Here is a 25,363-nt window from a genome sequence, read left to right as displayed (position 1 = left end):
CGCTTACAAAAGTTTGGTGCTTATCATATTAAATATATGTCTATAGGTCTTTATTAGAAGTATTTTGGAAGTTTGTCTTTTTGAATTCCTGTATTCTACAATTCATCTGATTTTCCGCTTCTTCCATCATGGAATCGAATAACTCTTTCACAGATGGGATGTTATCTATTAAGCCCGCTATTTGCCCACTATTGATGAATCCATTTTCCATATCGCCTTCAATTGCACCTTTAATATGCTTTGCTTCAGAGGTCATTTCACTATATCTTTTTAGCGTCATCCCCGATTCTTCCAATTCTTTAAGTTTCATGGCATAAGGTGTCTTCAAAATTCGTCTCAGCCGCCCAATGCTACGCCCAATCAGTATGGTTTCCGTGTCACTTGCCTCGATAAGATTCTGTTTATAACGGTCATGGAATGGTGCCTCCTTTGTCGCTATTAGGCGGGTGCCGATTTGCACACCGCTGGCACCTAACATCAGTGCAGCCGCCAACCCTTTACCGTCACCTATTCCACCTGCAGCAATGACCGGTACAGAAACGTTCTTTACAATCTGTGGTATTAAAGTGAAGGTCGTCAGCTCTAAATTAGAGTTGATGCCAGCTGCCTCGAACCCTTCCGCCACAAGAATATCCGCTCCCGCCGCCTCCGCTTTACGTGCATGTTGCACTGAAGCGACAAGCGCAATAACTGTAATACCATTTGCTTTCAGTTCCGGGATATATGGTGCTGGATTTCCCGCCGATAGGGAGATAATAGGAATCTTATGTTTGAGTACAAGACCGATCAACTCTTTTACATAAGGTGAAACACTGATTGCGATATTAATAGCGAAGTTCCTGTTCGTCTGACGCTTAGTTTCAATTATCATTTTTTCAACTTCATCCGGAGTCAACGTGCCGCATCCGATTGTGCCAAGGCCGCCTGCATTCGAAACAGCCGCAGTCAGCTGCGCATTACTGATATTCCCCATCCCTCCCTGAATAATTGGATAGTCAATCCGAAGCATATCGCAAACATATATCATTTTTTGTTCACCCCTATGAATATATGTTATACTAATCTAAGTTAAAAAACAATTAAGAATAAGAGAAATTTCACTCTTGTCCTAATTGACCGTTAGTTTATGCGGTAAAGCTAAAACAGGGGGAGGAGATTATCTGTGTTAATCACATATAAAGGGAAAAGTCCGTCACTCGACCCGACAGTTTTTGTCGCCCCGGGCGCTAAAATAATTGGGGACGTCCAAGTCGGATCAGAGTCGACCATCTGGTTTAATACAGTATTACGGGGAGATGAAGGGCCCATTTCCATTGGGAATCGATGCAGTATCCAAGATAATTCGACCATTCATTTATATGAGGATGCCCCAGTTGTCGTAGAAGATGAAGTGACCGTCGGGCATAATGTAATTCTACATGGTTGCAAGGTCGGGAGGCGTTCGATCATCGGAATGGGATCTACCATCCTTGACCATGCGGAAATTGGAGAAGAGTGTATTATTGGCGCCAATACTTTGATCCCACCGGGGAAAAAAATCCCTCCACGCTCTCTCGTTGTCGGTTCGCCCGGGAAGGTAGTAAGGGAATTGAACGATAGGGATTTTGAAATCATTCAGCTATCGATTGATTCTTATGTACAAAAAGGTTATGATTACCGCGAAATTTTTTCCGATCAAAACAGTAAGTAAGAAAAAACTGGGTCGCCATTTGGCACCCAGTTTTTTGTCTTTTAAACGATTAGTCAATGATTAGCGGATGAACTTCTGCATCGTAGGCTTTGTCTTTACGCCGCATGTCATTATCTTCTTGAAACACCATTTCGAAAAACCTGCTTGCTGATTGCGCCAACAACTTATAATATTGTTCAAATAAATGAGCGGCATGGTTGCCTTTCCAGATTTCGGGCAGCAATTCTTTCGGGAGACCAGGATCGATAAAGAGAAACTTGCGGTATTCATGAACAAGTTTCGTCCTCTCCACGAAACACTCAGCGTCTGTCATTTGCCCATTGTTCATCATGCTTTGATGGATGATATAATTATTGCTATACGTGGAGATGAATTCTTGGTACTTCCCTTCGATTTCTTCAAGCGGCCAACTTTTCTCAACGAGTGCCCGATTAGCCTGCGGTCCTTCATATTCACATAAGAATAGATCGGCGTACGGTTGGATTTCATATTTATCAATAAGAAGGCCGACTTCTTTTCCAAGGTCATTCGGTGTTATCCAGCAACCATTCGAAAAACTTCCAAACCCGCTCCATAACAGCTCTTTACGCAGTTCATCACGTATTTGCCTTTTCTCTTCAGGAATCGTATACATAAGCATACGCCACTTTCCATCCCACTCATGTGGTGCCAATTTAAAAATTCGGGTTGCCGCTTCTTCAATGCGTAACTCTCCTCGGCGTGTCAGAAAGTAATAGCTTTTATTCCCTTTCTTTTCGGAATTCAGCCAGCCTTGCTTCATCATTCTGGAGACGGCTACACGAACCGATTGTTCGTTATGGCCGAATTCCTTCAATAACCGTATTAGGCTCCCTATCCAAATCTTGTTTCCGTAATGACGGATATAGTCTCCATATATAGTAAAAATCATCGACTGCGTATTCGCCAATTAAGCTCACTCTCTCTTTTTCACTCATTAAAGATATATCATAATTTTCCCTTCTTCCATTATATCGTTATATCAATAAAAGAAAACTTATTTCTCTTCCTCTTCAATCCATTACATTTTCAATGATTGCTGCAATTCCTTGCCCTACCCCGACACACATCGTCGCCAGCCCATATTTAACGTTCTGCTTTTTCATTTCATGCAGAAGTGTAGTAAGAATTCGTGCGCCACTCGCACCTAATGGATGCCCAAAAGCGATTGCCCCGCCGTTGACATTCACTTTACTGCCGTCTACTTCCAACTGACGTATACACTCGATCGATTGTGATGCAAAGGCTTCGTTCAATTCAACAAGCCCAATGTCGTCCATCGTAAGTCCTGCACGTTCCAATGCTTTCTTTGAAGCGTAAATTGGACCAAGCCCCATTACAGCGGGTTCAAGTCCAGCCGTTGCCCCGATCACATATCTCGCAAGCGGAGTAAGGTTAAGTTCTTTCGCCTTTTCAGCACTCATCAGAAGCAATGCAGATGCACCATCATTCACGCCTGAAGCATTGCCTGCGGTGACAGTGCCGCCATCTACTATCGGTCGTAGTTTGGCGAGATCTTTTAGAGTTGTATCCGGTCGCGGATGCTCATCCCGGTCCACAATGATTTCGTTCCCTTTACGGTCTTGATAAACTACGGGAACAATTTCTTCAGCGAACCGATTTTCCTCCATTGCCTTTTTGGCACGTTGCTGGCTCTCATATGCAAATAAATCCTGACTTTCACGCGTTATGTTATACCGTTTTGCAACAGTTTCAGCAGTTTCCGGCATGGAATCTGTGCCATACATTTTTTTCAGTCTGTTATTCGTGAAACGCCAACCAATTGTCGTATCCTGTAATTCCATATTGCCGCGAGGATTTGCTTTATCCGGCTTCGCCATGACAAATGGAGCGCGGGTCATGCTTTCTGTCCCGCCTGCAATGTAAATATCTCCATCCCCGACTGCGATCGCTCTTGCGGCATAGAGCACAGCGTCGAGTCCTGAACCACATAATCGATTGATCGTCGTGCCCGCCACTTCAACCGGAAGCCCCGCCAATAAGCCTGCCATTCGCGCCACATTTCGGTTATCTTCCCCAGCCTGATTGGCGTTGCCGAAAACAACTTCCTCAATCTGCTCTAACGGCAGATTTGGATTCCGTTCAACAAGCGCTTTAATAACAACTGCTCCTAAATCATCCGGACGCACCTCTTTTAGAGCGCCATTGTATCTTCCGATAGGTGTACGGACAGCGTCCACTATGACGACTTCTATCATTTCTTAATCAACTCCCCTTCCAGTGAATAGTCATAGACGCCTTTTCCGCTTTTTCGGCCGAGTCGGCCCGCTTTCACATATTGCTCCAATAGAGGAGCTGGTCTGTACTTTTCCCCTAACTTCTCATGCAAATAGTTCAAGTTGTTCAATCGCGTATCAAGTCCAACCAAATCGCCAAGTTCAAATGGGCCCATCGGATAATTTAGTCCAAGTTTAATCGCCTTATCTATTTCTGCCGGCGTTCCAAGTCCCTCTTGCAACATGAAGAATGCTTCATTCCCTACAAGAGCACTAATCCTGCTTGTGACGAAGCCTGGGAATTCATTGATGACAACGGTTTCCTTACCCATTTTCACGGCCACTTCCCTGATTACTTCTACTGTCTCATCACTTGTTTCCAATCCTTTGACAATTTCTACAAGCGGCATTTTATGTACAGGATTGAAGAAATGCATGGCAATTGTTTTTTCAGGACGTTTACTATAGGAAGCAATTTCCGTTGGACTCATCGTGGAAGTATTCGTTGCGAAAAAACATTCTTTTGAAGCATGTTTCTCAATTTCTTCAAATACTTGCCTTTTGATCGATGATAGTTCTGGTACCGCTTCAATTATTAAATCAGCGTTCCCTGCTGCTTTCGGTAGATCATTTCCATAGTCTAATTTTTGGCGTGCATGCCCAGCTGCGTCTGCGGTAATTTTTCCATACTGTATTCCTTTATCAAAAATACTTTCAATTTCATTTTTCGCATTATGGAGTGCGGTTTCGTTAATATCGACAAGTGTAACTGAGTACCCACCAAGGGCGCCCACATAGGCAATCCCCCTGCCCATCACACCGGAACCGACAACTACGATTCGCTTAATCATCCGAATTCCTCCTCTTTATAATGAAAGAATACGGACAGGAAGTCCTACATCCTGTCCGTCAATTTCTTCTATTTCGCTTAGATCCCGAATGGATTAATCGGTCTGCCACCAAAATACGACATGATGCTTTTCGTTTCGGTGTAGAGGTCGAGTGAGCTTGCTGACAACTCCCGGCCGAATCCGGATTGTTTGAAGCCGCCGAATGGCGTACCCGGGAAGGCAGAGAACGGCGTGTTGATCATTACGATTCCCGCTTGGATTTGGTTCGCGACACGTTTTGTCGTTGCGGTATTTGTTGACCAAATCGAAGAGGCCAAACCGTAATCCGAATCATTCGCCAGTCTGATCGCCTCTTTTTCGTCTTTAAACTTCGATACGACGACAACTGGTCCAAAGATTTCTTCACGAACCACTTTCATGTCCTGTGTTACGTTTCCGATAATTGTCGGCGCATACCAAAATCCGTTTTCATAGCCTTCCGGTTTCAATTCTTTACCGCCCGTCAGAATCTCTGCACCTTCATCGATTGCGGATTGAACATACATTTTCACAGTGTCCAACTGGGTTTGATCGATAATTGCGCCCATATGCGTTGCTTTACTAAATGGGTCTCCAACTACGATTTTTTCAGTTTTCGCAATGAACTTCTCAACGAACTCGTCGTAAACACTTTCATGAATATAGATGCGTGTACGTGCATCGCAAGATTGACCCGTGTTATTGAACGCGCCGTATAGTGAACCATCGACGGCTGCATCAATATCTGCATCCTCAAAAACAAGGCTTGGGGACTTCCCGCCAAGTTCCAATGTCACACGTTTCACAGTTCCTGCCGCTCTTGCCATAATGTCTTTTCCAATTGCCGTCGAACCAGTGAACGCCACTTTATTCACTAATTCATGTTCTACCAAATAGTTGCCGATTTCTGAGCCAGATCCAGGCACAATGTTAACAACGCCTGCTGGAACGCCTGCTTCATGACAAATTTCCCCAAGGATAATCGCTGTTAACGGTGTTAGTGAGGCTGGTTTAATAACGACAGAACAACCTGCAGCAATTGCCGGTGCGATCTTCCAGGCAGCCATCATAAGCGGATAGTTCCACGGAATAATTTGCGCACATACACCAAGCGGCTCTTTTTCCGTGTAGTTATGGAATTGCCCCGGTACGTTGTTTACGGATCCGCCATGCGTTATGATAGCACCCGCGTAAAATTCAAAGTCCTCAATTGCTTGTGCAATCTGCCCTTTCGCAGCTGTTAGGGATTTTCCTGTATTCAAAATTTCGAGTTCCACAAGCTCATTAAAGCGGGAGCCCATTATTTCCGCAATTTTGTTCAACACACGTGCGCGACGTCCAGCAGGAGTTATTTTCCACTTTCCATTATCAAACGAATCCCTCGCAGCCTGAACAGCTTTTTCGGCGTCTTCTTTCGTCGCTTTAGCCACTTCAGCAAGGAATTCACCAGTCGCAGGGTTATAAATTTTTGTTCGTTCCCCATTGCTGCTATCGACTTGTTCACCGTTTATAAAAAGTTTATAGTAGTTACGCTTCATAGACTCACGCTCTGTTGTTCCTTCTTGAATTGTCGTCATTACTTTATTCCTCCTATTGCCCTTGGTAGACAGGTTTTCTTTTTTCCATGAATGCCTTGACACCTTCACGGTGATCTTTTGTCAGACCCGCAATCCGCTGTCCTTGGGCTTCTTGTTCAAGATAGTCTTCGAATGAAAGTGTGGAAGTCGCCTTCAATGAACGTTTGATCAACCCGATTGCTTTGGTAGGCAAAGCTGCAATCCGGGTTGCGAATGCAGTGACGTCCTCTTCCCATGTATCTACCGGAATCAGCCGATTCGCAAGGCCCATTTCCACTGCATCAGCAGCACTCACTTTTTCACCTAATATGGCTAATTCCGTTGCTTTGGCATGTCCTACAAGTTGTGATAGATAATAGAGATTGCCGGAGTCCGGAATAAGACCGACATGTATGAAGGCATTTACAAAACTTGCCCGCTCCGCAATAAGTCTGAAGTCGCATGCAAGCGCAAGGCTGAATCCAGCTCCAGCTGCTACTCCATTTACAGCGGCAATAATCGGTTTCTCACAGTCTCTTATTTGTTTCATCATCGGCTCATAATGGTCCCGTAACACCTGGCCATGATCCATGTTCTCATCGACTTCTGATAGATCCTGTCCGGAACAGAATGCCCGTCCTTCGCCTGTAATGACAATGCAACGAACTTCATCATCATTGGAAGCGGCTTTGATAGCATCTTTAACTTCCCGGTTCATCTGCGCGGTAAAGGCATTCAGTTTGTCCGGTCTATTTAAAAAGAGATAGAAAACCCCATCAGCGATTTCATAGCGAATTGTCTCAGTCATTCAGCTACCTCCTTACTTCCCCCGATAATCCGGTTTTCTTTTTTCCACGAAAGCATTCATACCTTCTTTTTGATCCTGCGAAGCGAAAAGCAGATAGAAATTTTTCCGTTCATATTGCATTCCTTCATATAAAGGATAATCCACTGCTTTATTGACCGAATCTTTAATGAGGCGCAGCGATAGTGGCGGTTGTTTTGCGAGTCGATTTGCGAACTTCATTGTTTCCTCCATTAATAATTCGGGGGCAACGATTTTATTAATAACTCCGTATTTAAGAGCCGTTTCAGCTGAAATCCGCTCTCCCGTCCATAGCCATTCAATCGCTTTCGTACGGCCTGCAAGTTTCGTCAGCCGCTGCGTACCTCCCGCACCTGGCATGACGCCAAGTCCGACTTCGGGGAATGAAAACTGTGTTCCATTTTCTGAGATTAATAGATCACAACAGAGGGCAAGCTCGAAACCCCCTCCGAAAACAAATCCTTTGACAGCACCGATAATCGGTTTCTTAATAAGTGTTAGACGGTCCCAATCCGCAAATTGGTTCAATAATTCAAGGCTGATTGGGTCATCATCAGTCATTTCATCAATATCAGCTCCCGCTGAAAAAGCACGGCCGACGCCAGTGAGCACAATGACTCGGATGTTATCATCACGATCATAATCTTCCATTGCTGCGACGATTTCACTGACCATTTTTCGATTCAATGAGTTCAACTGGCGGGGGCGATTCAGATAAATGACCGCTACCCCATTTTCCTCCAAGGAAGTTTCGATGAATTCGAAACCGGTCATTATGCATCCTCACCAATCATTAATGTAACAAGATCACGTGCAAACCCCATTAAGTCCTTTCCGGACGCTTTTCCTTCTGGTGAACGTAAACCTGCTTGCAAATCTTCCAAACTGTCATAATACATCTCACACATGAGATAGTATTTTCCCTCTCCTCCCATAGGAGATCCCGTGAATTTTGTCACTTTCATTTCACGAAGTCCGGGAATTTCCGCTGTTAGCGGCGCATGAACATTAAAGTAGTGATTATCGAATTCCTCTTTGTTTTCAGGGTGTTTGTATAGAGCGATTAATTTAGCCATTGTCTTTTCTCCTCACTTTACATTAGTGTCGAAACTGGTTTCATTGCTTCGAATACATTTTTACAGCTCTTACAATACAAAATGCTTCTGCATGCAGTCGGCCCGAAGATGTTTTCCATTGTCACATATGTCGATCCGCAATACGCACAATCTACATGCCATGAGCCGTCTTCTTGAAAATATCGTGGGGGTGGGGCTATTCCAAACGCCCGCAGATTCACATGCCCCGCTTCTGTAATGCGATCTGATGTCCACGGCGGATGAAAGACGAATTCCACATCGACATCTTCGACCTCAGGTAATTGTTTAACTGCATCCATCGTATTCTTCTTAATAATTTCTAATGCCGGGCAACCTAAAAATGTCGGAAGTAAAACCACTTTTACGGAATTCCCCGAGGTCGTGACTTCTTCAACCATGCCAAGGTCAATAATGCTGACCGTATCAATTTCAGGGTCTTTCACAGTCACAAGCATTTCATAGATACGATCAATGGAAACGCTTTCAGAAACAGCCATACTCTCACCTCTCTTCAATTTCAGTTACCAGGAAGCCACCGGATCTACCTTGTAAACTGCAGAAAGCGTTAGCAGAGCTTCATTCAGGTCTACTGTATGCTCGCCATTCCTTCCATTATTCGTAACTGTTTCCGGGATTGTCGGTACATCCATTTGAAGAGCAGCAAACACTGATTCAATGCTCGCTATCCACCTATCCTTCAAGATTTCTTCACTGTCTATCAACTTATATTTTTCAATTGCTTGTTTTTGATTTCCAAAAGAGAACATGTCACCAAAGTCATTCATAACGAGAGTAATAGCTTCGTTCATTCTCTTTTTCGCCTCATCGGTGGAACTTAATAATTGTTTAAACCAAGTTTCCCAATGCAATCTGTGATAATAAAGTTCAATCCTCACTTTTACCGCAGCTTCAGCAAGTGGTCTGTACGAGCTTTGGCAGAGTGAATCGATCTTCACTTTTTTCGCTTGCGTGTAAAAATAACTTCTGACAACTTGATAGGCCCAGTCAAATTTCGGCGTTTCCATATAAACGCCTTCCCCGTTTACCCGTTCTGTTAAAATGCTGTTTCTTCTTTCATTTGCCTCGCGCGAATGGGCTAATTCATCAGCATTTCCCGCCCCTAATTCCTCAAGAAGTTTATAGTACATCGCTGCATGCCCCATGCTGTCTTGGCTAATCGATGATGAAGCGACATCTTCCTCGATATGTGGAGCGAGTCCGAGCCACTCGGATCCCCGGTACGCAAACAAGAAATCATCATCCGCCAATTGGAATAACAGGCTCGTGATTGCTTCTTTTTCTTCTGCACTCATTACGTTTTCGCTTGCACTCATTTCCGCTTTCCTCCCCATGACAAGATTTCTTTTTCATCCAAGATTTCCTGTTCATAGTGACGCCACTTTTTCTTCAAGTAGCCGTAGCCTTTTGTCAGACGATAATCTTTATTGTCCAGCCTTTTAAGCGTCAATTTCTCCTCTGCATCCATCTTTCGGATATGCTTTCGATTCACAATCCAAATGTCGACAACCGGCTCGCGACGCATGAAATTCTCCTGTGCCAAAACGAGTGCCATCTCTTCGTTCGGAGCCAGTAAGCTGAATTGGTATTGGAATGTCGAAGTCGGCGTCCGTTTGCTGAAGACTTCGTATTCTTGGTAAAATGTTTGTTCTTCGGCCATTTCCGTCTGACTCCTTTCTTTAATTGACTGTTGCACTCAATGCATCGCGTACCCATGCAGTATTTTCATAAGATGACCGGCGCAAGTTCAGGCGTGCTTGTGAGCGGGGACCCTTATTCTTAATGATTCTCTTAAACTCTTCCCAGTCAGGTTGTTTGTACGACCATAAACCGCTTTCGTTATCATAGTGGAAAGTCGGATCCGGAATTGTTAATCCAAGCGATAAAATACGTGGAATGTATTTGTCAAAGAAGATTTGCCTGAAGTCCTCATTTGTCTTCGTACGGATTTTATATTTAATCGTGATATCTTGCTTCGATGTACCCGTAGTCTCTTTGCTCGCCGGCCCAAAGAACATGAGCAATGAATCCCACCAGCGATTGAGGGCCTCTTGGATCATCGCTTTTTGTTCATCCGTCCCTTCCGCCAATGCCATGATGATTGACTCGCCATGTTGCGCATGAAACACTTCTTCCGCACAAATCCGCTGCAGCGCCCTTGCATACGGTCCATAGGAAGCACCTAACATATCCGTCTGCGTAATAATAGCAGCTCCGTCAACAAGCCAGCCTATGATCCCCGCATCCGCCCAAGTTTTCGTTTCCATATGGAACACGTTATGGAATTTCAAGTCCCCGTTGAACAGATCTTGCATTAAATCTCCACGATTTTTACCATATGGTTTTAGCAAGTCTTCCGTAACCCGAAGCAACAGCTGGCCGTGCCCCATCTCATCCTGCACCTTTGCCATGATTCCAAGTTTCCGCTGAAGGGAAGGTGCTTTCGGTACCCATTCCTTTTCTGGAAGCGCTCCCATAATTTCGCTGATTCCATGCATGGATATCAATTTAATCAATGTCAGTCTGTACTCTTCCGGCATCCAGTCATCTGCCTCAATCTTATCCCCGGCCTCAATACGTTCCATAAAGCGGGCCATTAAATCCTTCTCATCCATATTGTGTAGAGTCGTCATCTAAACCCTCCCTTAATCGAAGATATGCCATTTCGCAATTATATATAACGGTAATGTAACGATTTAAACCTAATTCGTTATATTTGAAATCAGTATAGTCCAAAACCTTGTGAAATGCAAATGTATTCTAATAAATTGAAATTCTATTTTATGCTTTGTAGACTATGAAGATAATCCACTGTTTTCATGTTTAACTTTCGCTTTCTTATTCTCTGCTTGTTCCATAAGTGTCGTACTGTGAATCGTTTGCACTTTCGCTGTCGGATCGACATATACCTTCGCATTACTGACTGCTGTCGTAGCCTCGCCAAACCCACTAGCAATCAGCTTCACCTTTCCTTCATATGTGCATATATCACCTGCTGCATAGATTCCTTCAATGGACGTTTCCATTTTGGAATTGACGACAATGCTATTTTTCACTATGCGAAGCCCCCACTCGCTAATCGAACCAAGGGAGGAAACGAATCCATAATTTACGATAACATCATCCACATCGATGACTTCTTCCTGATCGCCCTTCACTTTTCCAAGTACAACTTGCTCTATCTGATCCTCACCGATAAATTTAATTGGTATGAACGGAGTTTTGACCTCAACAGATGAATTCATCACCTTTTCCACACTCGCTTCGTGAGCACGGAATTTATCCCTTCTGTGAATAAGTGTCACTTTCTTGGCTATTGGTTCAAGCATTAACGACCAGTCAACCGCCGAGTCTCCCCCTCCGAAAATTTGCACATTCCTACCTGCAAAGCGGTTTAAATCTTTTATGAAATAATGCAAGTTCTTCCCTTCATATTTCTCCGCATTTTCAATTTCGATTTTTTTCGGCTGAAAGGCGCCATTGCCCGCTGTAATGATAATCGCCTTTGAGAAATGGATTTCGCGATTCGTCGTCAGTTTAAAAACACCATCTTCCATTTTCTCCACTTGCCGGACATCTTGCCCTAAAGTGATTGTAGGTTCGAATTGTGCCATCTGATCCAACAGATTGTCGATCAGCTCCTGGCCACTGATTTTCGGAAATCCAGCTATATCGTAAATATACTTTTCGGGATACAAAGCCGTGAGCTGTCCACCAAGTTGCGGCAGACTTTCAATAATGTTCACAGACATTTTTCTCATGCCCGCATAGAACGCAGTAAATAATCCTACCGGCCCCCCACCGATTATCGTTACATCAAAAACATTTCGATCATTATCCATACATACTCCCCCTTTTCCACGGTTCCACCTTTAATATAACAATATATAGATTAACCGTTAATAATATGTTATGCAAAGTACTTTAATACTTTATCCATACAGTGTCAATATTGTAAAGGAATTGTAAAGGTACCTGTGCAACAAACATTCATGATAATTCAACCAATTTGCATAAATATTCAATGATTGCCTTCGCAACAACAATCTGTTTGAGTATTTATACAATTGTAGTGAATAGTCAGAATAGATTGCTGCACAGGTACCTTATTTACTGAATCGGTAAAAACGCTACTTGCCAGATTCCATCTTCGTCTTTAATCATTGAGAAACCGGATTTTTCACCTTGATCACCATTTGGATAAAACTCAATATATCCTTCATATTCACTCGTTTGGACAAATGAGCCCTTTTCGATATTACGAAATGTTTGCAGTGTCTGTTCTGGTGTTCCGCGGTGAGCCAAAGGGATTTCTTCATCCTCTTCCTTACTCCACTGAATATGCCCTTCCCTATCCGTGTAAAGTGCATACTCCGTTTCAAAATCTTGGTGATAACTGGCGTACACATACATTTTTGCAATGCTGATTGGGTCCAAGCCCCTTAACTCTTTCTCGTCTCGATTAATCTTGAATCGATCATAAACCTTTTGTTCAAAATCATAGAGACCTGTGACGCCTTTAAACTTTTTAACCCATTCGCTGTTACTCCAGATGTCAGGATCATCAATTTTTTGCTGATACCCGCGTATTAGGTAATCATACGTATCTTTCCCACCCGTGTACCAATCCACAATGGTTAGCTTGCCATCAATATTCCGTATGAAAAATTCAGTTCCCTCTCCATATCCACCTCCATGATGCTTTTGGATTGCGACAGAGACTGCCACATACAGATAGCCTCCTTTTTCATCTTCCGAAAATTCTACTTCCCAATCGCCGATATCAAGTTGCTTCACCTTGCTATCCAAGGTGCCGTACTTCTTAAATTCCGATTGGACTTTCGTTTGCAAATATTCTTTAAGGTTCTCGTTCCCGATATACTGATCCAAGTCAATATCCGTGCCGTTCCAGATTGCTTTGTAATAATCCGTCAGTGCATCCACGGCCATCTCATACGCCGTTTCGCCATCCAACATGGATATCTCATTTTCATTCTTCGCTGCATATACAGGGGTAGTTTGCGTACCGCCTTGCCCATTATTTTGTGGAATTTCCGCAGGTTTAGGACTAGTTGGTTCAGAGGCAATCGGACTTTCGCTACTTAGCCTTTCTGACGCAAAATAAACACCCGCCGATGCCAATACCATTATGAGCAAACCACCAACGAATGTAGGTAGGAGATAGATTTTCTTCGGCTGACGGATTTTTTGAAGGACAGCAACCTTATTTTTTGCCGTGAACTGCGAATTTTTGAAGACAGTCGCATCTAATGACTTTTTAATCTCATTCGTAGGATCTTTCAAGAAAATCATTCCTTTCCACGTTCTTCATTAATGATTCCCGCCCTCTTTTCAAACGGGTTTTGACTGTATTTGGATTGGCTTTCAACACATAACTGATCTCCTCAATGGACAGGTCATCATAATAAAAGAGCAAAATAACTTCTTTGTATTTAACCGGTAAGGCAAGGACAAGTTCTACCAGTCTTTCATTATCGCTTTTTGTGATAGATGCATCTTCAGGCGATGGCTGATTTGTTTTTTGATAATGAAATACCTCATTGTTTACGATTACTTTCTTGAACCACGAAGTCCTTAATACGTCTTTACATCGATTCACAGTGACCCTATATAGCCACGACCCAATGGAATCCAATTCAAGTACTTGATGTCGCTTCTTATAACAGGTGAAAAAGACATCTTGTACAACTTCCTGCGCTTTCCCCCAATCTTTCAAATAGCTGAAAGACAGCTTCGTCAGGCGTTCGCCAAATTCATCCATCAAACCTGAAAGCCAAATTTCTTCCTCAGAAAGATTTAACATTCCCCACTCCCACCACCTTAAAAAACATACTCACCTCTTAGACGAGTCCAATGGTCCACAAGGTTTCAAAATTTAGAAAACATCCTTTCTTGGAAGCAGAATTACACGCTGTCCAAAAAAAGATGTTTTCCATAGGTCCCTTCACGTGCCCCACTGAACACATCCTACTACCCACCGCCTCACTCGAGAAATCCCATAGAAAGACTCATTGAAGTTTAATTGAATAGTATGATAAATTATATATAAGACTTTTCTGAAACTTGTACTTCAGAAAAGACCGGGTGATGTGCGGAAACACAGCACCCGGGTCCCAATATATATTAAACGCTTAATGTATAAACCATAACAATAATCCATCCTTATCGAGCAATACTCAAGGATGGATTATTTTTGATGTCTTAATAGTATCGAGGTTGGCAATAATGAGTAGAAAGTTGAGGAGCTGATACTCATGGTCAGTAGATATTATGAAGATAAAAAAGTATATTGCTATATCTGTCGCAAGATCACTTCTTTCACTCAAAAAGATTCACATCATAATAGCGGAGTCGAAAGTCATTGTAGTGAATGTTCAGAGGTTTGGTTCGAATGGCAAAATAGGGCTGTCGAGAGAGAGATGGTAAAGTGGATAAACTATAATGGCACGAAAACTTATCTTAAGCGATTGCCCTAATAAAAAAAACGAGGAACCTATCAACTTTTAGGCTCCTCGTTTTTATTGGCATGGCGGTGCTCATGATAAAAAGCCATCTACACGAATCTTTCAAAATCGATCAGATGGCTTAATTCTTAATTATTTTCCCTTATTGTTCGGGTTTACGGATGACAAGTACATCACATTTTGCGTTGCGTACAATGTTTTCAGAGACACTGCCCATTACAAAACGTTCAACTGCATTCAAACCCGTCGCACCACAGATGATTAGATCTGCGTTCAGCTTGTTCGGGAGGTCTTTTGCAATCATTGCTTTTGGTGAGCCGTACTCGACAATTACATTGACGCTTTGCACATTAGCTTTAACTGCTTCCGCTTTGTAGTTGTTCAACATTTCTACTGCGTATTTATGAGCGCTTTCAGCTGCAGAACGGTCAAACGACTCAACAGAAGAATGTGATCGTGTATCGACAATATAGACTAAATTCAACGCGGCATCATTCCGTTCGGCAACGGCCACTGCCTTTTTGAAAGCCCATTCCGACTCTTTTGAACCATCAACTGCGACAATTATTTGTTTATAAGTTAGTGTCATATATCTCACTCCATTCATAGTTACTACTTCGACAATTAAGGAGCAATTCCTTCGCCAATTCCCCTCATATTTTGACATGTTTATGACAAACTTTTAGGTCGTCGGGGTGATGTTGTACTTTATATCCTAAAATTAACTGCAAACAATTTTTAAGCAATCACTCAGTTGCCTGCGATATTTAGGCACCAAGTGAAATTTTCCCACGCGGAATACCAGCCTGTGAAAAATTCCTGTGAATCATCCCAACGAACTTCAAATTTCTTTTGGCCATCTCTCTCAACCAAATACAACCCCAACGTATTATCTTCCTTGGAAACCGCTAATTTCATGCCGTTTTGACGTTCTTCTTCTGTAAACGGTACATCTGAAACCGAACGCACTTGTGCTTGTTCATATACTTGCTTGTTGATGATTCTATAATTCATAATCGGCCTCCACTACATCATTTATTAGTGATAACGGTTCATCTCATTCTGCAATTTAAGAAGTACAGAACTTTATTTTATATGTATTTAATGATGAAATCAAAGGGAAATAAAATGGATAGTAAAGATACGTGCACGGCACCTTGAAAATTTGATTAAAATAAAAAACAATCCATCCTTGAGGCATTAACTCAGGGATGGATTATTTTTTGTCTTATACCTGCAATTCAATTACAGTGCAGCAATGCGTTCACGTTCGTTTGCCGATAGTTCAAAGTCAAAAATGTTCAGGCTTTCTGCTTGGCGATCTTTGTTGTGAGACTTTGGAATGACGATGACATCGCGTTCAAATTGATATCGTAGAACGACTTGTGCGTAAGTTTTCCCGTATTGGTTACCGATTTCCTCTAACACCTGCTTTGCATTTTCATCGATACCGCGTAATGGAGACCATGCTACAGTTGCAATACCATTTTTTTCATTATAAGCAATTAATTCATCATTCCAGTTTCCGACTTGAGATTTAATTTGATTAGCAGCCGGTTTAATGTCGCCATTTTCAAGAAGTAAATCAAGATGGTCTTTTTCAAAGTTAGACACACCTATCGACTTAAACACACCGCGGTTATAGTAGTCTTCAAGGATACTCCATGCCTCCAAAATTTCAGCATCATGATCCCATGGCTTATGGATAAGGAATAAATCGATATAGTCCGTTTGCAATTTCTCTAAACTTTTTTCAATTTCGGCATGGGCCCAATCTGCACCAGCGAACCCTTGAAATGTATTCAGTTTCGTAGTGATAAAGAAATCTTCACGGGGTAGATTGGATTTTTTCAACCCATTACCAACGACTTCTTCATTATTATAAAGTTGAGCAGAGTCAAAATGACGGTAGCCGTTTTCAATTGCCCAGTCGATTTCTTGAGTGTCCCCTCTTAAAGCCCCCGAGTATTGGTTCCCCACTTTACCATAAGTATTTGTACCACAACCGACGATCGGAATTTCAACAGCATTATTTAACGTAATATACTTCATCCAAATCCCTCCCTATTCTATATTTCTAACATTACCCTTCCAATAGAAAGGAATCAATTTTTCAGTTCAGTTATACGACTATAATTTGAAGTATTTCAAATAATTTCACTTAGAAAGTATCCTTTTCACCTTTTCGAGTCTATATAGTATGTGAAAGGAGGGGAAAGCAGATGGCATCGATCGAATTCAGAAATGCAGTTGGAAAGGTGTACTTCGATGGCGGGATTACGCATGATGGGAAATTGATCAAGAAAACGAAGTCCTACCGCGGCATCGCAGAAGGGGTGACGGCTGACAGCCTATACATCGCCCTGACACAATTGGCACAGCTCTCCGAGTATCCATTAATCGGAGCAGAACGAGTAGAAACAGCAGAACTTATGAACTAATACTAATTCGAAAGGGGAGATGAGGAATGGCAAAAACGTTACAATTGAACTTCACGACTGCTGCGGGAAAACATACATCCCTAACAGTGGACGAGCCACGGGCTGATTTGACACCAGAAGAAGTCGAAGCAGCCATGCAGGAAATTATCGATTCACAAGTGTTTGAAGTCGATGGATCTTTTCTTGCGACCGTAAGAAATGCTCGGATTATCGAGCGTACTGTTGATGAACTTGTAAAAGTGTAATAAAAACGGGCTCTCCAGCTTGGCTGGGGAGCTTTTTCATTACATTAAAAATGGAGGAGGTTTTTCAGAATGGAGCAATGGCTAACTTTCATACAGCAAATCGGGTTTCCGATTTTCGTATCTTTTTATCTCTTGCACCGGCTTGAAACGAAACTCGAGGCCATTCATAATGCGCTTGTTTCTTTGAAAGTGAAGTAGTGGAAGTATTAAGTTCCGGAATAACTTGAATTAAGTGCATGAATTTCCGAATTGGAGATTCATGCTTCTTTTCTATATTTCGCTTTTTCAAAGTAGTCACCAAAAAAACAATTTACGGCAAATAAAATAATATGGTAAAATAACTTGAATTTAATTCCAAAAGGAAGTGTGAACCCTACAAGAAGACCGTTATAACGTAATCTCATTACCCAGAAACGTATTTGTTTTGAAATTTAGAGAGCTTATGAGGTGTTTGAAGTTGATAACGGACATTAAAGAACAAACGATATTCAACTGTATAGGAAGCAAACTTATTACGGATAGAGAGATTGACATCATTGTTAGACTTGAGGAACCATTAGTTGTTGTTTTAGGAAATGTATTGAGTGATGAAGAGTGTGATGAGCTGATCAAATTATCCAAGGACAGAATGCATCGTTCAAAGATCGGAGAGACTCGCGAAGTTAATGAACTACGAACAAGCAGTGGTGCGTTCATCGAAGAAAGTGAAAATGAAATTGTTGTACGAATCGAAAACAGGGTCTCATCCATTATGAATATACCGATTGAACACGCAGAAGGTCTTCAGATCCTTCAATATATACCTGGTCAACAGTACAAAGCACATTATGATTTCTTTTCATCTACTAGTAAAGCAGCAAATAATAATAGAATTAGTACGCTTGTTATGTACTTAAACGATGTGGAAGAAGGCGGAGAAACGTTCTTCCCTAAACTGAATTTCTCAGTTTCCCCTAAAAAAGGGATGGCGGTCTACTTCGAATACTTCTATACCGACCAAACATTAAACGAGTTAACGTTGCATGGCGGAGCACCGGTGATCACTGGTGAAAAGTGGGTCGCTACGCAATGGATGAGAAAACAAAGGGTCCGATAACATGATAGCATCTGCTATAATATTAGTAATCACATATACCATATTTTGTTAGGGGGTAAATCTTATTAATTACGAAAATGAAACAACGACAACATACGATAATACTCTCGATTATGTTGAATATGCCGGATTCTGGATCCGATTTGGAGCGGCTATTATTGACGGTGTTGTGTTGGTAATTCCGCTTATGATACTTTCGCTTATTTTCACCGGATCGCTCAGCATGCTTGACTCCGCTGAAGAGGCATCTCTTACGGCTTTGATTGTATACTTAGCCTACTTGGTTGGCGTCTTATTGTATTTCGTCCTTCTTACTAGCGGGCCATCACAAGGGACTCTTGGAAAAATGATGGTCGGTATAAAGGTTGTCGACCGCTTTGGGGAACCAATCAGCAAAGGACGTTCCTTCGGCAGATTTTTTAGCTATTATCTGTCCGGACTGTTCCTTAATATCGGCTATATTATTGCCGGGTTCACTCCGAAGAAGCAAGCGTTGCATGATTACATCGTCTCGACATATGTTGTAAAGAGATAAAAAGGTATTAGGTTGTTAAACCTTAAAACAATACACATTTACACAATCCAAGATATTAACGGATTCTTAGCTTGTCAAAGTCATTACCACGGCCATCACGAACATCAGCAACGTCATTACTGAAAAGACGCCCCGTTTATCATCAAATGGGGCGTCTTTTTTGAGCTAAAGGGATATAATACTCCATCTAAGAGCTCTTTGAGTTTTGAATTTCACTGAGAACCTAATACCCAAAATCCATTTAGCTCTTTTCAATAGTAGCCATAATCTCCGTTCCAGCTAATGCTTGAGCAGCCAAGCGATCCGCTTCGGAGTTCTTCTTCCTTGATACAAGCTCATACTCAGGCTGAAGTCCAAGTGCGTCCATTTTCTCTTCAATCTTTTCTGCCCAACTGTACAAGTCCTGCTCAATCACAAGCCATTCCTCAGTTAAATGATTGATGACAACCCTTGAATCACCGATAATACGGACGGGTAAATGATGGACTCCTAACAATTCAAGCTCTAACAGGCAAAGGTGAAGTGCAGCGTATTCAGCCTCGTTATTTGAAGTTAACCCAGTGATAGACGCATTTTTCCTAAGTCTATAGGACTTCCCATTTTGGTCGTAATAAATGACGCAGCCTACGCCGGCCGCCTTCGTTTCCCAATCGAATCCACCATCGAAATAGACGATGATGTTATGCGGCTCTGTTTCGATTCCTTTCAAATAACCCTTCAACTCTTTAAGCGTCCATGAACTTTCAAATCGATCTATGAAGTTCACCTGTTTTACGCGGCCCGTCTTTGCCAAATCCTCCGCGATTAATACAGCTTGCTCCGCTGACATTTCTTCGGACCGAAAGATTGTCTCCGTTCCCTTCGGTGATCTATACGTCCATGTGAGTAAAACAATCATTTCATCACCTCCAATACAAATAGTTTGGCTCATGGGGAACGATTTCAATAGCACTCATTACAGATTTTATTCAAAAAAAGATTCAGCAAGAATATCATCATTAGCTACAATCCATTGTATTTTCAGATGTAGGTTTGCGGAAATCTTCTGAATGCAATAGAATAAAAGTTACATGAAATATTGAAGGGATTGAGCTTATGATAAATGAAATGGAGCTACTTGGAAAAGCCCTTTTAGATGAAAAGATTAATATAGCACGTAAAATTCATGAGTTAAGACTATCAGAGATTCCAGAAGATCAAAGACAATTAATCCCTTCACATATTGAAGAGGAGATAGTAAGGCTGAGAGCAAACTTTGTAGGTCTCTTTGGAGAATTCTTGGCCGAACCGGAAAAGAGAGAAATGGCCAATGATCTTATAGAAAAGTGGGCGAATGAAACTTCCGAGTATGTCTATAAACTTGGAGTACCATTAGATGAAGCTTTGAAGGATACGACGCTTTATCGAACGTATATCCATGAAGTATTTGAAAACATGGTGATCACACAAGATATGTCTGTGAAAACATTGTTGGCAACAATTAAAATCATAGACCCATTGCTTGATTATGCTGTTTACTGTTTTAGCTTAACCTTTGTTAACTTCTACACTGTTAATCTTGATAATGCAAGAAAAGCGTTTATTGAATTATCTGTTCCTATTGTTTCTATCTCTAAAGATATCGCGATACTGCCATTAATCGGAGATATTGATACTGAACGGGCATTATTGTTGATGGAGAATACGACGAAAGAAGTAGGGAGATTAGGAATATCTTACTTAATACTCGATTTGTCTGGGGTAGCTATTGTCGATACAATGGTGGCACATCATATCTTTAATCTGAGCTCTACATTAAATTTGTTAGGAGTTAAAACGATACTAACAGGTGTTAGGCCAGAAGTGGCTCAGACTGCTGTCAGTCTTGGATTGGACTTTAGTGGTCAAATTACAAAAGGAACCTTGCAACAGGCACTATCTGAACTCAAAGGTCTTTCTTGATGTCGTGTTAATATCCATTAAAGTGACGTATAACTACATATTAAAAAATGCCGTAAACCTTTATGAGTAAAGGGTTTATGGCATTTTGCATTTACTTAAATGTTGTAGGTATCCAATGCGGTTTCTTGCTGTGGTTGTCTTAGCGGGGACGGCATTATTGCCCACTTCCATTTTTTTGATTGTTGACAAGGGTTTCGTTCACCCCCTCTGCTTTTCCTGTTGTCCGTCCTAAATAGAAGCTGAACACGATAAGGATGACGGACATAACTTCCGTAGGTTCGAATACCCCTTTCAAGGATAGCACAGCAAAGACCCCTACGGCACATAAAGAAATGATACTCCGAACGTCTATTAAGTTTGCTAACGCAGCTATTATCTTATGCATGCCTTCACCTCCTTTGCTATGTTTTATAACGTTACATAGTATAGTTTAGTATCTTATGGTTGAAGGGGATTAGGTTATTAAACAATTAAAGATTCAACATTTCCACAATGTAAAAAGAGCGTTAGACTTCCGTATCAACGGGTCTAACGCTCTTCATTCATTCTACTTATCGATTATCAATATTCTCCGGATACAAATCGTGCTGCATGAGACGGTTCATCGCCATTTGCTCAAACATTGTGCCCGGTTTTCCATAATTGCAATACGGATCAATGGAGATTCCGCCGCGTGGTGTAAACTTAGCCCACACTTCGATGTACCGTGGATCCATCAATTCAATCAGGTCATTCATGATAATGTTTACACAGTCCTCATGGTAAGCACCGTGATTCCGGAAACTGAACATGTATAGTTTCAACGACTTGCTTTCCACCATACGGACATCCGGAATATACGAAATATAAATGGCCGCAAAGTCCGGTTGGCCAGTCATCGGACAAAGACTCGTGAACTCTGGAATATTGAACTTCACAAAATAATTATTCTCCTGGTGCTGGTTTTCAAATGTTTCAAGAATACCCGGATTGTAGTCGTAGTTGTATTCCGTGTTTTGGTTTCCTAACAATGTAAGATCTTTCGTGTCACTTTGTTTCATATCGGTGCTCCTCCCTTATCATGTTCCCGCACTATTTGCGGCGTTTTATGTTGTATATCTGATATATTCGGTTCATAAATACCTAATTTGATTACAAAATGCCTGATCCCGCCGGCTACAACAAGTTGCATAAGCGTTTTCGCAATCCACTGTCCCGCAATCGCGTACGGTACAAGTTCCCAAGGTACAAACTTCAGACCTAAAGGACCGATTCCAATGATTACGAATACGGACGAATCAAGAAATCCAGAGATAATCCCGGAGAACATGACTCGCTTGACAAAAGGCAGTTTGAAACGCGTGTAAATTTCCGTATCGACCGTCTCGGATATGATAAAGCTGAGCGTCGATGCAAATACGACCCATAGCGCGTCGCCTAACAAATGGCTTGTGATTGCTGATATTGCAAGCGCAGCACCTATCAATATATACGTGTTTTTACGGCCAAATCTGTTCTGCACCATATCCCGCATGACTAACGTCAATCCAATGAACAACGTTCCATAAGGGATGATGAATAATCCTAATTCCATCGGCGCAAATTTGGCTGTTACGACGTTGGCAATTATGATGGATAGTAAGTAGATGAGAATCCTAAACATGTGCACGGCCCCCTGTCATGTACGCATCAAGGCCTTGCTTTCGTAGTTTGCAAGATGGACAATCGCCGCATCCGTCGCCGATGATTCCGTTATAACAAGTTGTAGTATTCTCTCTGATGTACTCCAACTTGCCCATTCTGTCCGCCATCTCCCATACATCCGCCTTCGTTTTCCACATTAAGGGCGTATGGATTTCGAAACGCGCGTCCATTGCAAGATTTAGCGTGACATTCAATGATTTGATAAAATCATTCCGGCAATCAGGATAGCCACTGAAATCCGTCTCACTCACACCTGTAATGACATGCCTCGCCCCTACTCGCTTTGCGTAAATCGTAGCGAAAGATAGGAAGATATGATTTCTACCTTCGACAAACGTGTTCGGAACGTCGCCTGTCTCGTCAATCTCCATATCACTGCGAGTCATGGCATTATCCGTAAGTTGGTTCAGCAAATTCAGATCCAGTATCTTATGGGGAACCCCCAAATCCTCTGCAATCTTCTTCGCCGAATCGAGTTCCGACGCATTTCTTTGGCCATACAAAAAAGTGACGGCTTCAACGTGATCAAATGTCTCTAATGCCCAAAGGAGACACGTCGTTGAATCTTGCCCGCCACTAAATACGACTACCGCTTTTTCCATATGTACTTCCTCCCTAGTTTTTATTATAGAGGGGATGGTCTCGAACCCTCTTCCATTAAAGTATAACTGAATTTGTTATTTGAAGATAGCTATTTATAGAATGGTAGATTAAAAAAGGTACCAGGTTCTAAAACAATTCGAAATTCAATGAGAACCTATTATGTAATATAACTTCTAAAACGCAAAAAACCATCGTTTTCAGGGTATATAGAAAGTACCAATCACAGAACTTCCTTAACCCAATCCCACTACAATGAAGGAGTGAAAACGATGGCTGTACAGCTATTTAATCATAAACCGGGGAAAAATGGAAGTCATTGGATTGAACTATTAAGAAGCGGGAAGGCTCATACGATTCTCGTGGTAGCTATCGACATTGGCAAATATACGCACAAAGTGATGATGGCAAATGTCTATCAGGATGTGGTGGTTAAGCCGTTTGAATTAGATGCTTCCCTTTCGGGTTTTCAGCTGTTGGTTGCGAAGATTGAGGAAACATGCCAGAAGAATGGGCTGGATGAAGTCGTTGTTGGCATTGAGACAACTGCTCATTATTATGAGGATTTGGTGAGGCTTTGCCACGAAAAAGGGTATGTTGTCCGGGTGATCAACTCCGCTACCACTTCCATCGAACGAGAATCCATGTTGAACTGGTCAAAGACCGATGATTTAGACTTGGTTGCCATTGTCCATTCCATTCTCCAAGGAAGAGGCAACCCACCAAAAAGCTTGCGGAAGGAACTGCGAACGTTAAAGAAGCTAACGCGCTTTCGCAGGGAATTGGTATCGCAAAGAACTCGACTGACGAACCAGCAGTTTGCCTTAATGGATACCATCTTCCGGGAATTCCAAGGAAAGACCGTATGGGTGGATGGGAAAAAGCAGAAGAAAAAACCCTTCTCCACGATGGAAACCAAGACAGTTCAATATTTAATGCGACATCACCCGCACCCTGAAGATATCCTAACCCTTGGAGAGGAAGGTCTCTACGAACTTTCTCGGAAAGAGAATTTAAAGCTTAGAAAAACAGCCGTTGACTGCCTTTTGGAGTTCGCTAGAGAATCCATCTCCCAACCGAAAGAAGAACTCGCTGCCGAATTGTATCAACTGAAAGTGACTCTTGATCTGTTAGACAACCTAAAAGAAAAGATCAGTGACCTGGAAAAGAAGATTGAAGAACTTCTCCTTCCGACTGACGGGGCTCTCCTCCTAAGCATTCCTGGAATCGGAAAAGTCTTGGCAGCTGAATTGCGTGCAGAAATTGGACCAATCGACGACTACACACACGCTGGGCAACTAATTAAATTAGCAGGCACTAACCCCATTGTTAAGCAGTCGGGCGGGCATAAGGCGACCTACGGAGGAATCTCCAAGCAAGGACGTAGACATTTCCGTTCGGTAGTCTATTTGGTTGGAAGTAAATGTTCAGTCCTCAACCCGGAACTTAGGAAGCACTATCTAACACTGATTGATCGGGGCAAGAAGCCAAGACAAGCCTACATCGCCATTGGAAACCGAGTTCTTCGATTGGCATTCGCAATGCTTAGAGACCGGCAACTATACCAAAGTAGGGATCCGGAGTATTCGTTAAAAAGCATCCTTGAATGCAAGATTGGTACACAAGAAAACCGGCGCCAGTTCTGCGAAGCATATGTATTCCCATCATAACGCATAAAGGATAGACATAACGGACAGAAGTTGCGTAGCGTTGCCACTTTACGTGGAGAAGCGGGCATTGATAGCCTTAACAGGCAGAGCCAGTCCTCAATAAAACTGGCTTCCTAACTTGAAAGTCATGCCCGCCGAGGCTCCATGTCAAGTGGCAACAAAGGGACCAACCACCCGCTATTTGCCTAACAAAGATACTGGTCAAAAGCAAAAAAGAATTCCACTTACATGCGCATGTTTCCGGGACATTAGATTACATCGAACCGAGAACCAGAGGCATTGTGACCTCGTGTGCCAGCGTTATGGATCTTGTCCTGCAAATACGAATAATACGTGAAACACTCTATAGTTTAGAT

General features: G+C 42.2%; 31 protein-coding genes. 8 read left to right on the top strand and 23 right to left on the bottom strand.

Features of this window, described 5'->3' with window-relative positions; all coding sequences use genetic code 11:
- Positions 1 to 40 precede the first annotated feature (40 nt).
- A complete protein-coding gene (locus NSQ43_RS07515; protein WP_339254406.1) occupies positions 41 to 1,027 on the bottom strand; it encodes a DUF561 domain-containing protein in 987 nt (328 codons plus the stop codon).
- A 135-nt stretch (positions 1,028 to 1,162) separates the two neighbouring features.
- On the opposite strand from NSQ43_RS07515, the gene NSQ43_RS07510 reads away from it, so the two are divergent.
- Entirely contained in the window at positions 1,163 to 1,690 is a 528-nt protein-coding gene (locus NSQ43_RS07510) for a gamma carbonic anhydrase family protein (RefSeq protein WP_339254404.1), read from the top strand.
- A gap of 49 nt (positions 1,691 to 1,739) precedes the next feature.
- On the opposite strand, the gene paaX is transcribed toward NSQ43_RS07510, so the two are convergent.
- The 17 genes from paaX to NSQ43_RS07425 form a co-directional block, all read right to left on the bottom strand.
- Positions 1,740 to 2,600, bottom strand: coding sequence for a phenylacetic acid degradation operon negative regulatory protein PaaX (gene paaX, locus NSQ43_RS07505; protein ID WP_339254835.1), 861 nt, complete (start codon positions 2,598 to 2,600; stop codon positions 1,740 to 1,742).
- Positions 2,601 to 2,721: 121 nt separating this feature from the next.
- Positions 2,722 to 3,927, bottom strand: coding sequence for an acetyl-CoA C-acyltransferase (locus NSQ43_RS07500; RefSeq protein WP_339254402.1), 1,206 nt, complete (start codon positions 3,925 to 3,927; stop codon positions 2,722 to 2,724).
- Entirely contained in the window at positions 3,924 to 4,796 is an 873-nt protein-coding gene (locus NSQ43_RS07495; protein WP_339254400.1) for a 3-hydroxyacyl-CoA dehydrogenase, read from the bottom strand. The genes NSQ43_RS07500 and NSQ43_RS07495 overlap by 4 nt, the downstream gene beginning before the upstream one ends.
- Before the next feature lie 77 nt (positions 4,797 to 4,873).
- Complete coding sequence (locus NSQ43_RS07490) at positions 4,874 to 6,391, bottom strand: aldehyde dehydrogenase family protein (protein ID WP_339254398.1); 1,518 nt, start codon at positions 6,389 to 6,391, stop codon at positions 4,874 to 4,876.
- Positions 6,392 to 6,404: 13 nt separating this feature from the next.
- Positions 6,405 to 7,178 carry an enoyl-CoA hydratase-related protein gene (locus NSQ43_RS07485; RefSeq protein WP_339254397.1) on the bottom strand — a complete coding sequence of 258 codons (774 nt, stop codon included), beginning with the start codon at positions 7,176 to 7,178 and terminating at the stop codon, positions 6,405 to 6,407.
- 12 nt (positions 7,179 to 7,190) lie between these two features.
- Entirely contained in the window at positions 7,191 to 7,970 is a 780-nt protein-coding gene (locus tag NSQ43_RS07480; RefSeq protein WP_339254395.1) for an enoyl-CoA hydratase-related protein, read from the bottom strand.
- Complete coding sequence (locus tag NSQ43_RS07475; RefSeq protein WP_339254393.1) at positions 7,970 to 8,272, bottom strand: EthD family reductase; 303 nt, start codon at positions 8,270 to 8,272, stop codon at positions 7,970 to 7,972. The genes NSQ43_RS07480 and NSQ43_RS07475 overlap by 1 nt, the downstream gene beginning before the upstream one ends.
- Before the next feature lie 17 nt (positions 8,273 to 8,289).
- On the bottom strand, positions 8,290 to 8,790 hold the full coding sequence (paaD, locus tag NSQ43_RS07470) for a 1,2-phenylacetyl-CoA epoxidase subunit PaaD (protein ID WP_339254391.1): 501 nt from the start codon (positions 8,788 to 8,790) through the stop codon (positions 8,290 to 8,292).
- A gap of 24 nt (positions 8,791 to 8,814) precedes the next feature.
- A complete protein-coding gene (paaC, locus tag NSQ43_RS07465; RefSeq protein WP_339254390.1) occupies positions 8,815 to 9,627 on the bottom strand; it encodes a 1,2-phenylacetyl-CoA epoxidase subunit PaaC in 813 nt (270 codons plus the stop codon).
- On the bottom strand, positions 9,624 to 9,971 hold the full coding sequence (paaB, locus tag NSQ43_RS07460) for a 1,2-phenylacetyl-CoA epoxidase subunit PaaB (protein WP_339254388.1): 348 nt from the start codon (positions 9,969 to 9,971) through the stop codon (positions 9,624 to 9,626). Before paaB ends, paaC begins: the two co-directional genes overlap by 4 nt.
- 19 nt (positions 9,972 to 9,990) lie before the next feature.
- A complete protein-coding gene (gene paaA, locus NSQ43_RS07455) occupies positions 9,991 to 10,944 on the bottom strand; it encodes a 1,2-phenylacetyl-CoA epoxidase subunit PaaA (protein ID WP_339254386.1) in 954 nt (317 codons plus the stop codon).
- Positions 10,945 to 11,106: 162 nt separating this feature from the next.
- Positions 11,107 to 12,153, bottom strand: a complete 1,047-nt coding sequence (locus NSQ43_RS07450; RefSeq protein ID WP_339254385.1) for an NAD(P)/FAD-dependent oxidoreductase — start codon at positions 12,151 to 12,153, stop codon at positions 11,107 to 11,109.
- Between the two features lie 268 nt (positions 12,154 to 12,421).
- Entirely contained in the window at positions 12,422 to 13,615 is a 1,194-nt protein-coding gene (locus NSQ43_RS07445) for a hypothetical protein (protein WP_339254384.1), read from the bottom strand.
- Positions 13,596 to 14,135 carry a sigma-70 family RNA polymerase sigma factor gene (locus NSQ43_RS07440; RefSeq protein ID WP_339254382.1) on the bottom strand — a complete coding sequence of 180 codons (540 nt, stop codon included), beginning with the start codon at positions 14,133 to 14,135 and terminating at the stop codon, positions 13,596 to 13,598. Before NSQ43_RS07440 ends, NSQ43_RS07445 begins: the two co-directional genes overlap by 20 nt.
- A gap of 803 nt (positions 14,136 to 14,938) precedes the next feature.
- Positions 14,939 to 15,385, bottom strand: a complete 447-nt coding sequence (locus NSQ43_RS07435) for a universal stress protein (RefSeq protein WP_339254380.1) — start codon at positions 15,383 to 15,385, stop codon at positions 14,939 to 14,941.
- Between the two features lie 161 nt (positions 15,386 to 15,546).
- Entirely contained in the window at positions 15,547 to 15,810 is a 264-nt protein-coding gene (locus NSQ43_RS07430) for a hypothetical protein (protein ID WP_339254379.1), read from the bottom strand.
- Between the two features lie 231 nt (positions 15,811 to 16,041).
- Entirely contained in the window at positions 16,042 to 16,848 is an 807-nt protein-coding gene (locus NSQ43_RS07425; RefSeq protein ID WP_339254377.1) for an aldo/keto reductase, read from the bottom strand.
- Between the two features lie 170 nt (positions 16,849 to 17,018).
- On the opposite strand from NSQ43_RS07425, the gene NSQ43_RS07420 reads away from it, so the two are divergent.
- The 5 genes from NSQ43_RS07420 (at position 17,019) to NSQ43_RS07400 (ending at position 19,113) form a co-directional block, all read left to right on the top strand.
- Positions 17,019 to 17,237 (top strand): DUF1659 domain-containing protein, encoded by a 219-nt coding sequence (locus NSQ43_RS07420; protein WP_339250313.1) that lies wholly within the window; start codon positions 17,019 to 17,021, stop codon positions 17,235 to 17,237.
- Positions 17,238 to 17,263: 26 nt separating this feature from the next.
- On the top strand, positions 17,264 to 17,482 hold the full coding sequence (locus NSQ43_RS07415; protein ID WP_339254375.1) for a DUF2922 domain-containing protein: 219 nt from the start codon (positions 17,264 to 17,266) through the stop codon (positions 17,480 to 17,482).
- Positions 17,483 to 17,551: 69 nt separating this feature from the next.
- Positions 17,552 to 17,680 carry a YvrJ family protein gene (locus NSQ43_RS07410; protein WP_283732055.1) on the top strand — a complete coding sequence of 43 codons (129 nt, stop codon included), beginning with the start codon at positions 17,552 to 17,554 and terminating at the stop codon, positions 17,678 to 17,680.
- A gap of 244 nt (positions 17,681 to 17,924) precedes the next feature.
- Positions 17,925 to 18,578 (top strand): 2OG-Fe(II) oxygenase, encoded by a 654-nt coding sequence (locus NSQ43_RS07405; protein WP_339254372.1) that lies wholly within the window; start codon positions 17,925 to 17,927, stop codon positions 18,576 to 18,578.
- A gap of 64 nt (positions 18,579 to 18,642) precedes the next feature.
- Positions 18,643 to 19,113, top strand: coding sequence for an RDD family protein (locus NSQ43_RS07400; protein WP_339254833.1), 471 nt, complete (start codon positions 18,643 to 18,645; stop codon positions 19,111 to 19,113).
- 241 nt (positions 19,114 to 19,354) lie between these two features.
- Here NSQ43_RS07400 and NSQ43_RS07395 read toward each other — a convergent pair whose 3' ends face one another.
- Entirely contained in the window at positions 19,355 to 20,011 is a 657-nt protein-coding gene (locus tag NSQ43_RS07395; RefSeq protein WP_339254370.1) for a reverse transcriptase-like protein, read from the bottom strand.
- A 197-nt stretch (positions 20,012 to 20,208) separates the two neighbouring features.
- Here NSQ43_RS07395 and NSQ43_RS07390 point away from each other — a divergent pair, with 197 nt between their 5' ends.
- Positions 20,209 to 21,054 carry an STAS domain-containing protein gene (locus NSQ43_RS07390; protein ID WP_339254368.1) on the top strand — a complete coding sequence of 282 codons (846 nt, stop codon included), beginning with the start codon at positions 20,209 to 20,211 and terminating at the stop codon, positions 21,052 to 21,054.
- Positions 21,055 to 21,208: 154 nt separating this feature from the next.
- Here NSQ43_RS07390 and NSQ43_RS07385 read toward each other — a convergent pair whose 3' ends face one another.
- The 4 genes from NSQ43_RS07385 to queC form a co-directional block, all read right to left on the bottom strand.
- Positions 21,209 to 21,439: a hypothetical protein gene (locus NSQ43_RS07385; RefSeq protein WP_339254367.1), complete on the bottom strand. Its 231-nt coding sequence runs from the start codon at positions 21,437 to 21,439 to the stop codon at positions 21,209 to 21,211.
- 166 nt (positions 21,440 to 21,605) lie between these two features.
- Positions 21,606 to 22,094, bottom strand: a complete 489-nt coding sequence (queF, locus tag NSQ43_RS07380) for a preQ(1) synthase (protein ID WP_339254365.1) — start codon at positions 22,092 to 22,094, stop codon at positions 21,606 to 21,608.
- The gene (locus tag NSQ43_RS07375) at positions 22,091 to 22,696 is read right to left on the bottom strand and encodes a VUT family protein (protein ID WP_339254363.1); all 606 of its coding nucleotides are present in this window, start codon (positions 22,694 to 22,696) and stop codon (positions 22,091 to 22,093) included. The genes queF and NSQ43_RS07375 overlap by 4 nt, the downstream gene beginning before the upstream one ends.
- Positions 22,689 to 23,339: a 7-cyano-7-deazaguanine synthase QueC gene (gene queC / locus NSQ43_RS07370; protein WP_339254362.1), complete on the bottom strand. Its 651-nt coding sequence runs from the start codon at positions 23,337 to 23,339 to the stop codon at positions 22,689 to 22,691. Before queC ends, NSQ43_RS07375 begins: the two co-directional genes overlap by 8 nt.
- Positions 23,340 to 23,609: 270 nt before the next feature.
- On the opposite strand from queC, the gene NSQ43_RS07365 reads away from it, so the two are divergent.
- Positions 23,610 to 25,007: an IS110 family transposase gene (locus NSQ43_RS07365; protein ID WP_339254360.1), complete on the top strand. Its 1,398-nt coding sequence runs from the start codon at positions 23,610 to 23,612 to the stop codon at positions 25,005 to 25,007.
- Positions 25,008 to 25,363: the final 356 nt, after the last annotated feature.

This window comes from Sporosarcina sp. FSL W8-0480, from assembly GCF_037963765.1.
Lineage (GTDB): Bacteria > Bacillota > Bacilli > Bacillales_A > Planococcaceae > Sporosarcina.
This window is presented reverse-complemented; position numbering and strand designations above follow the sequence as displayed.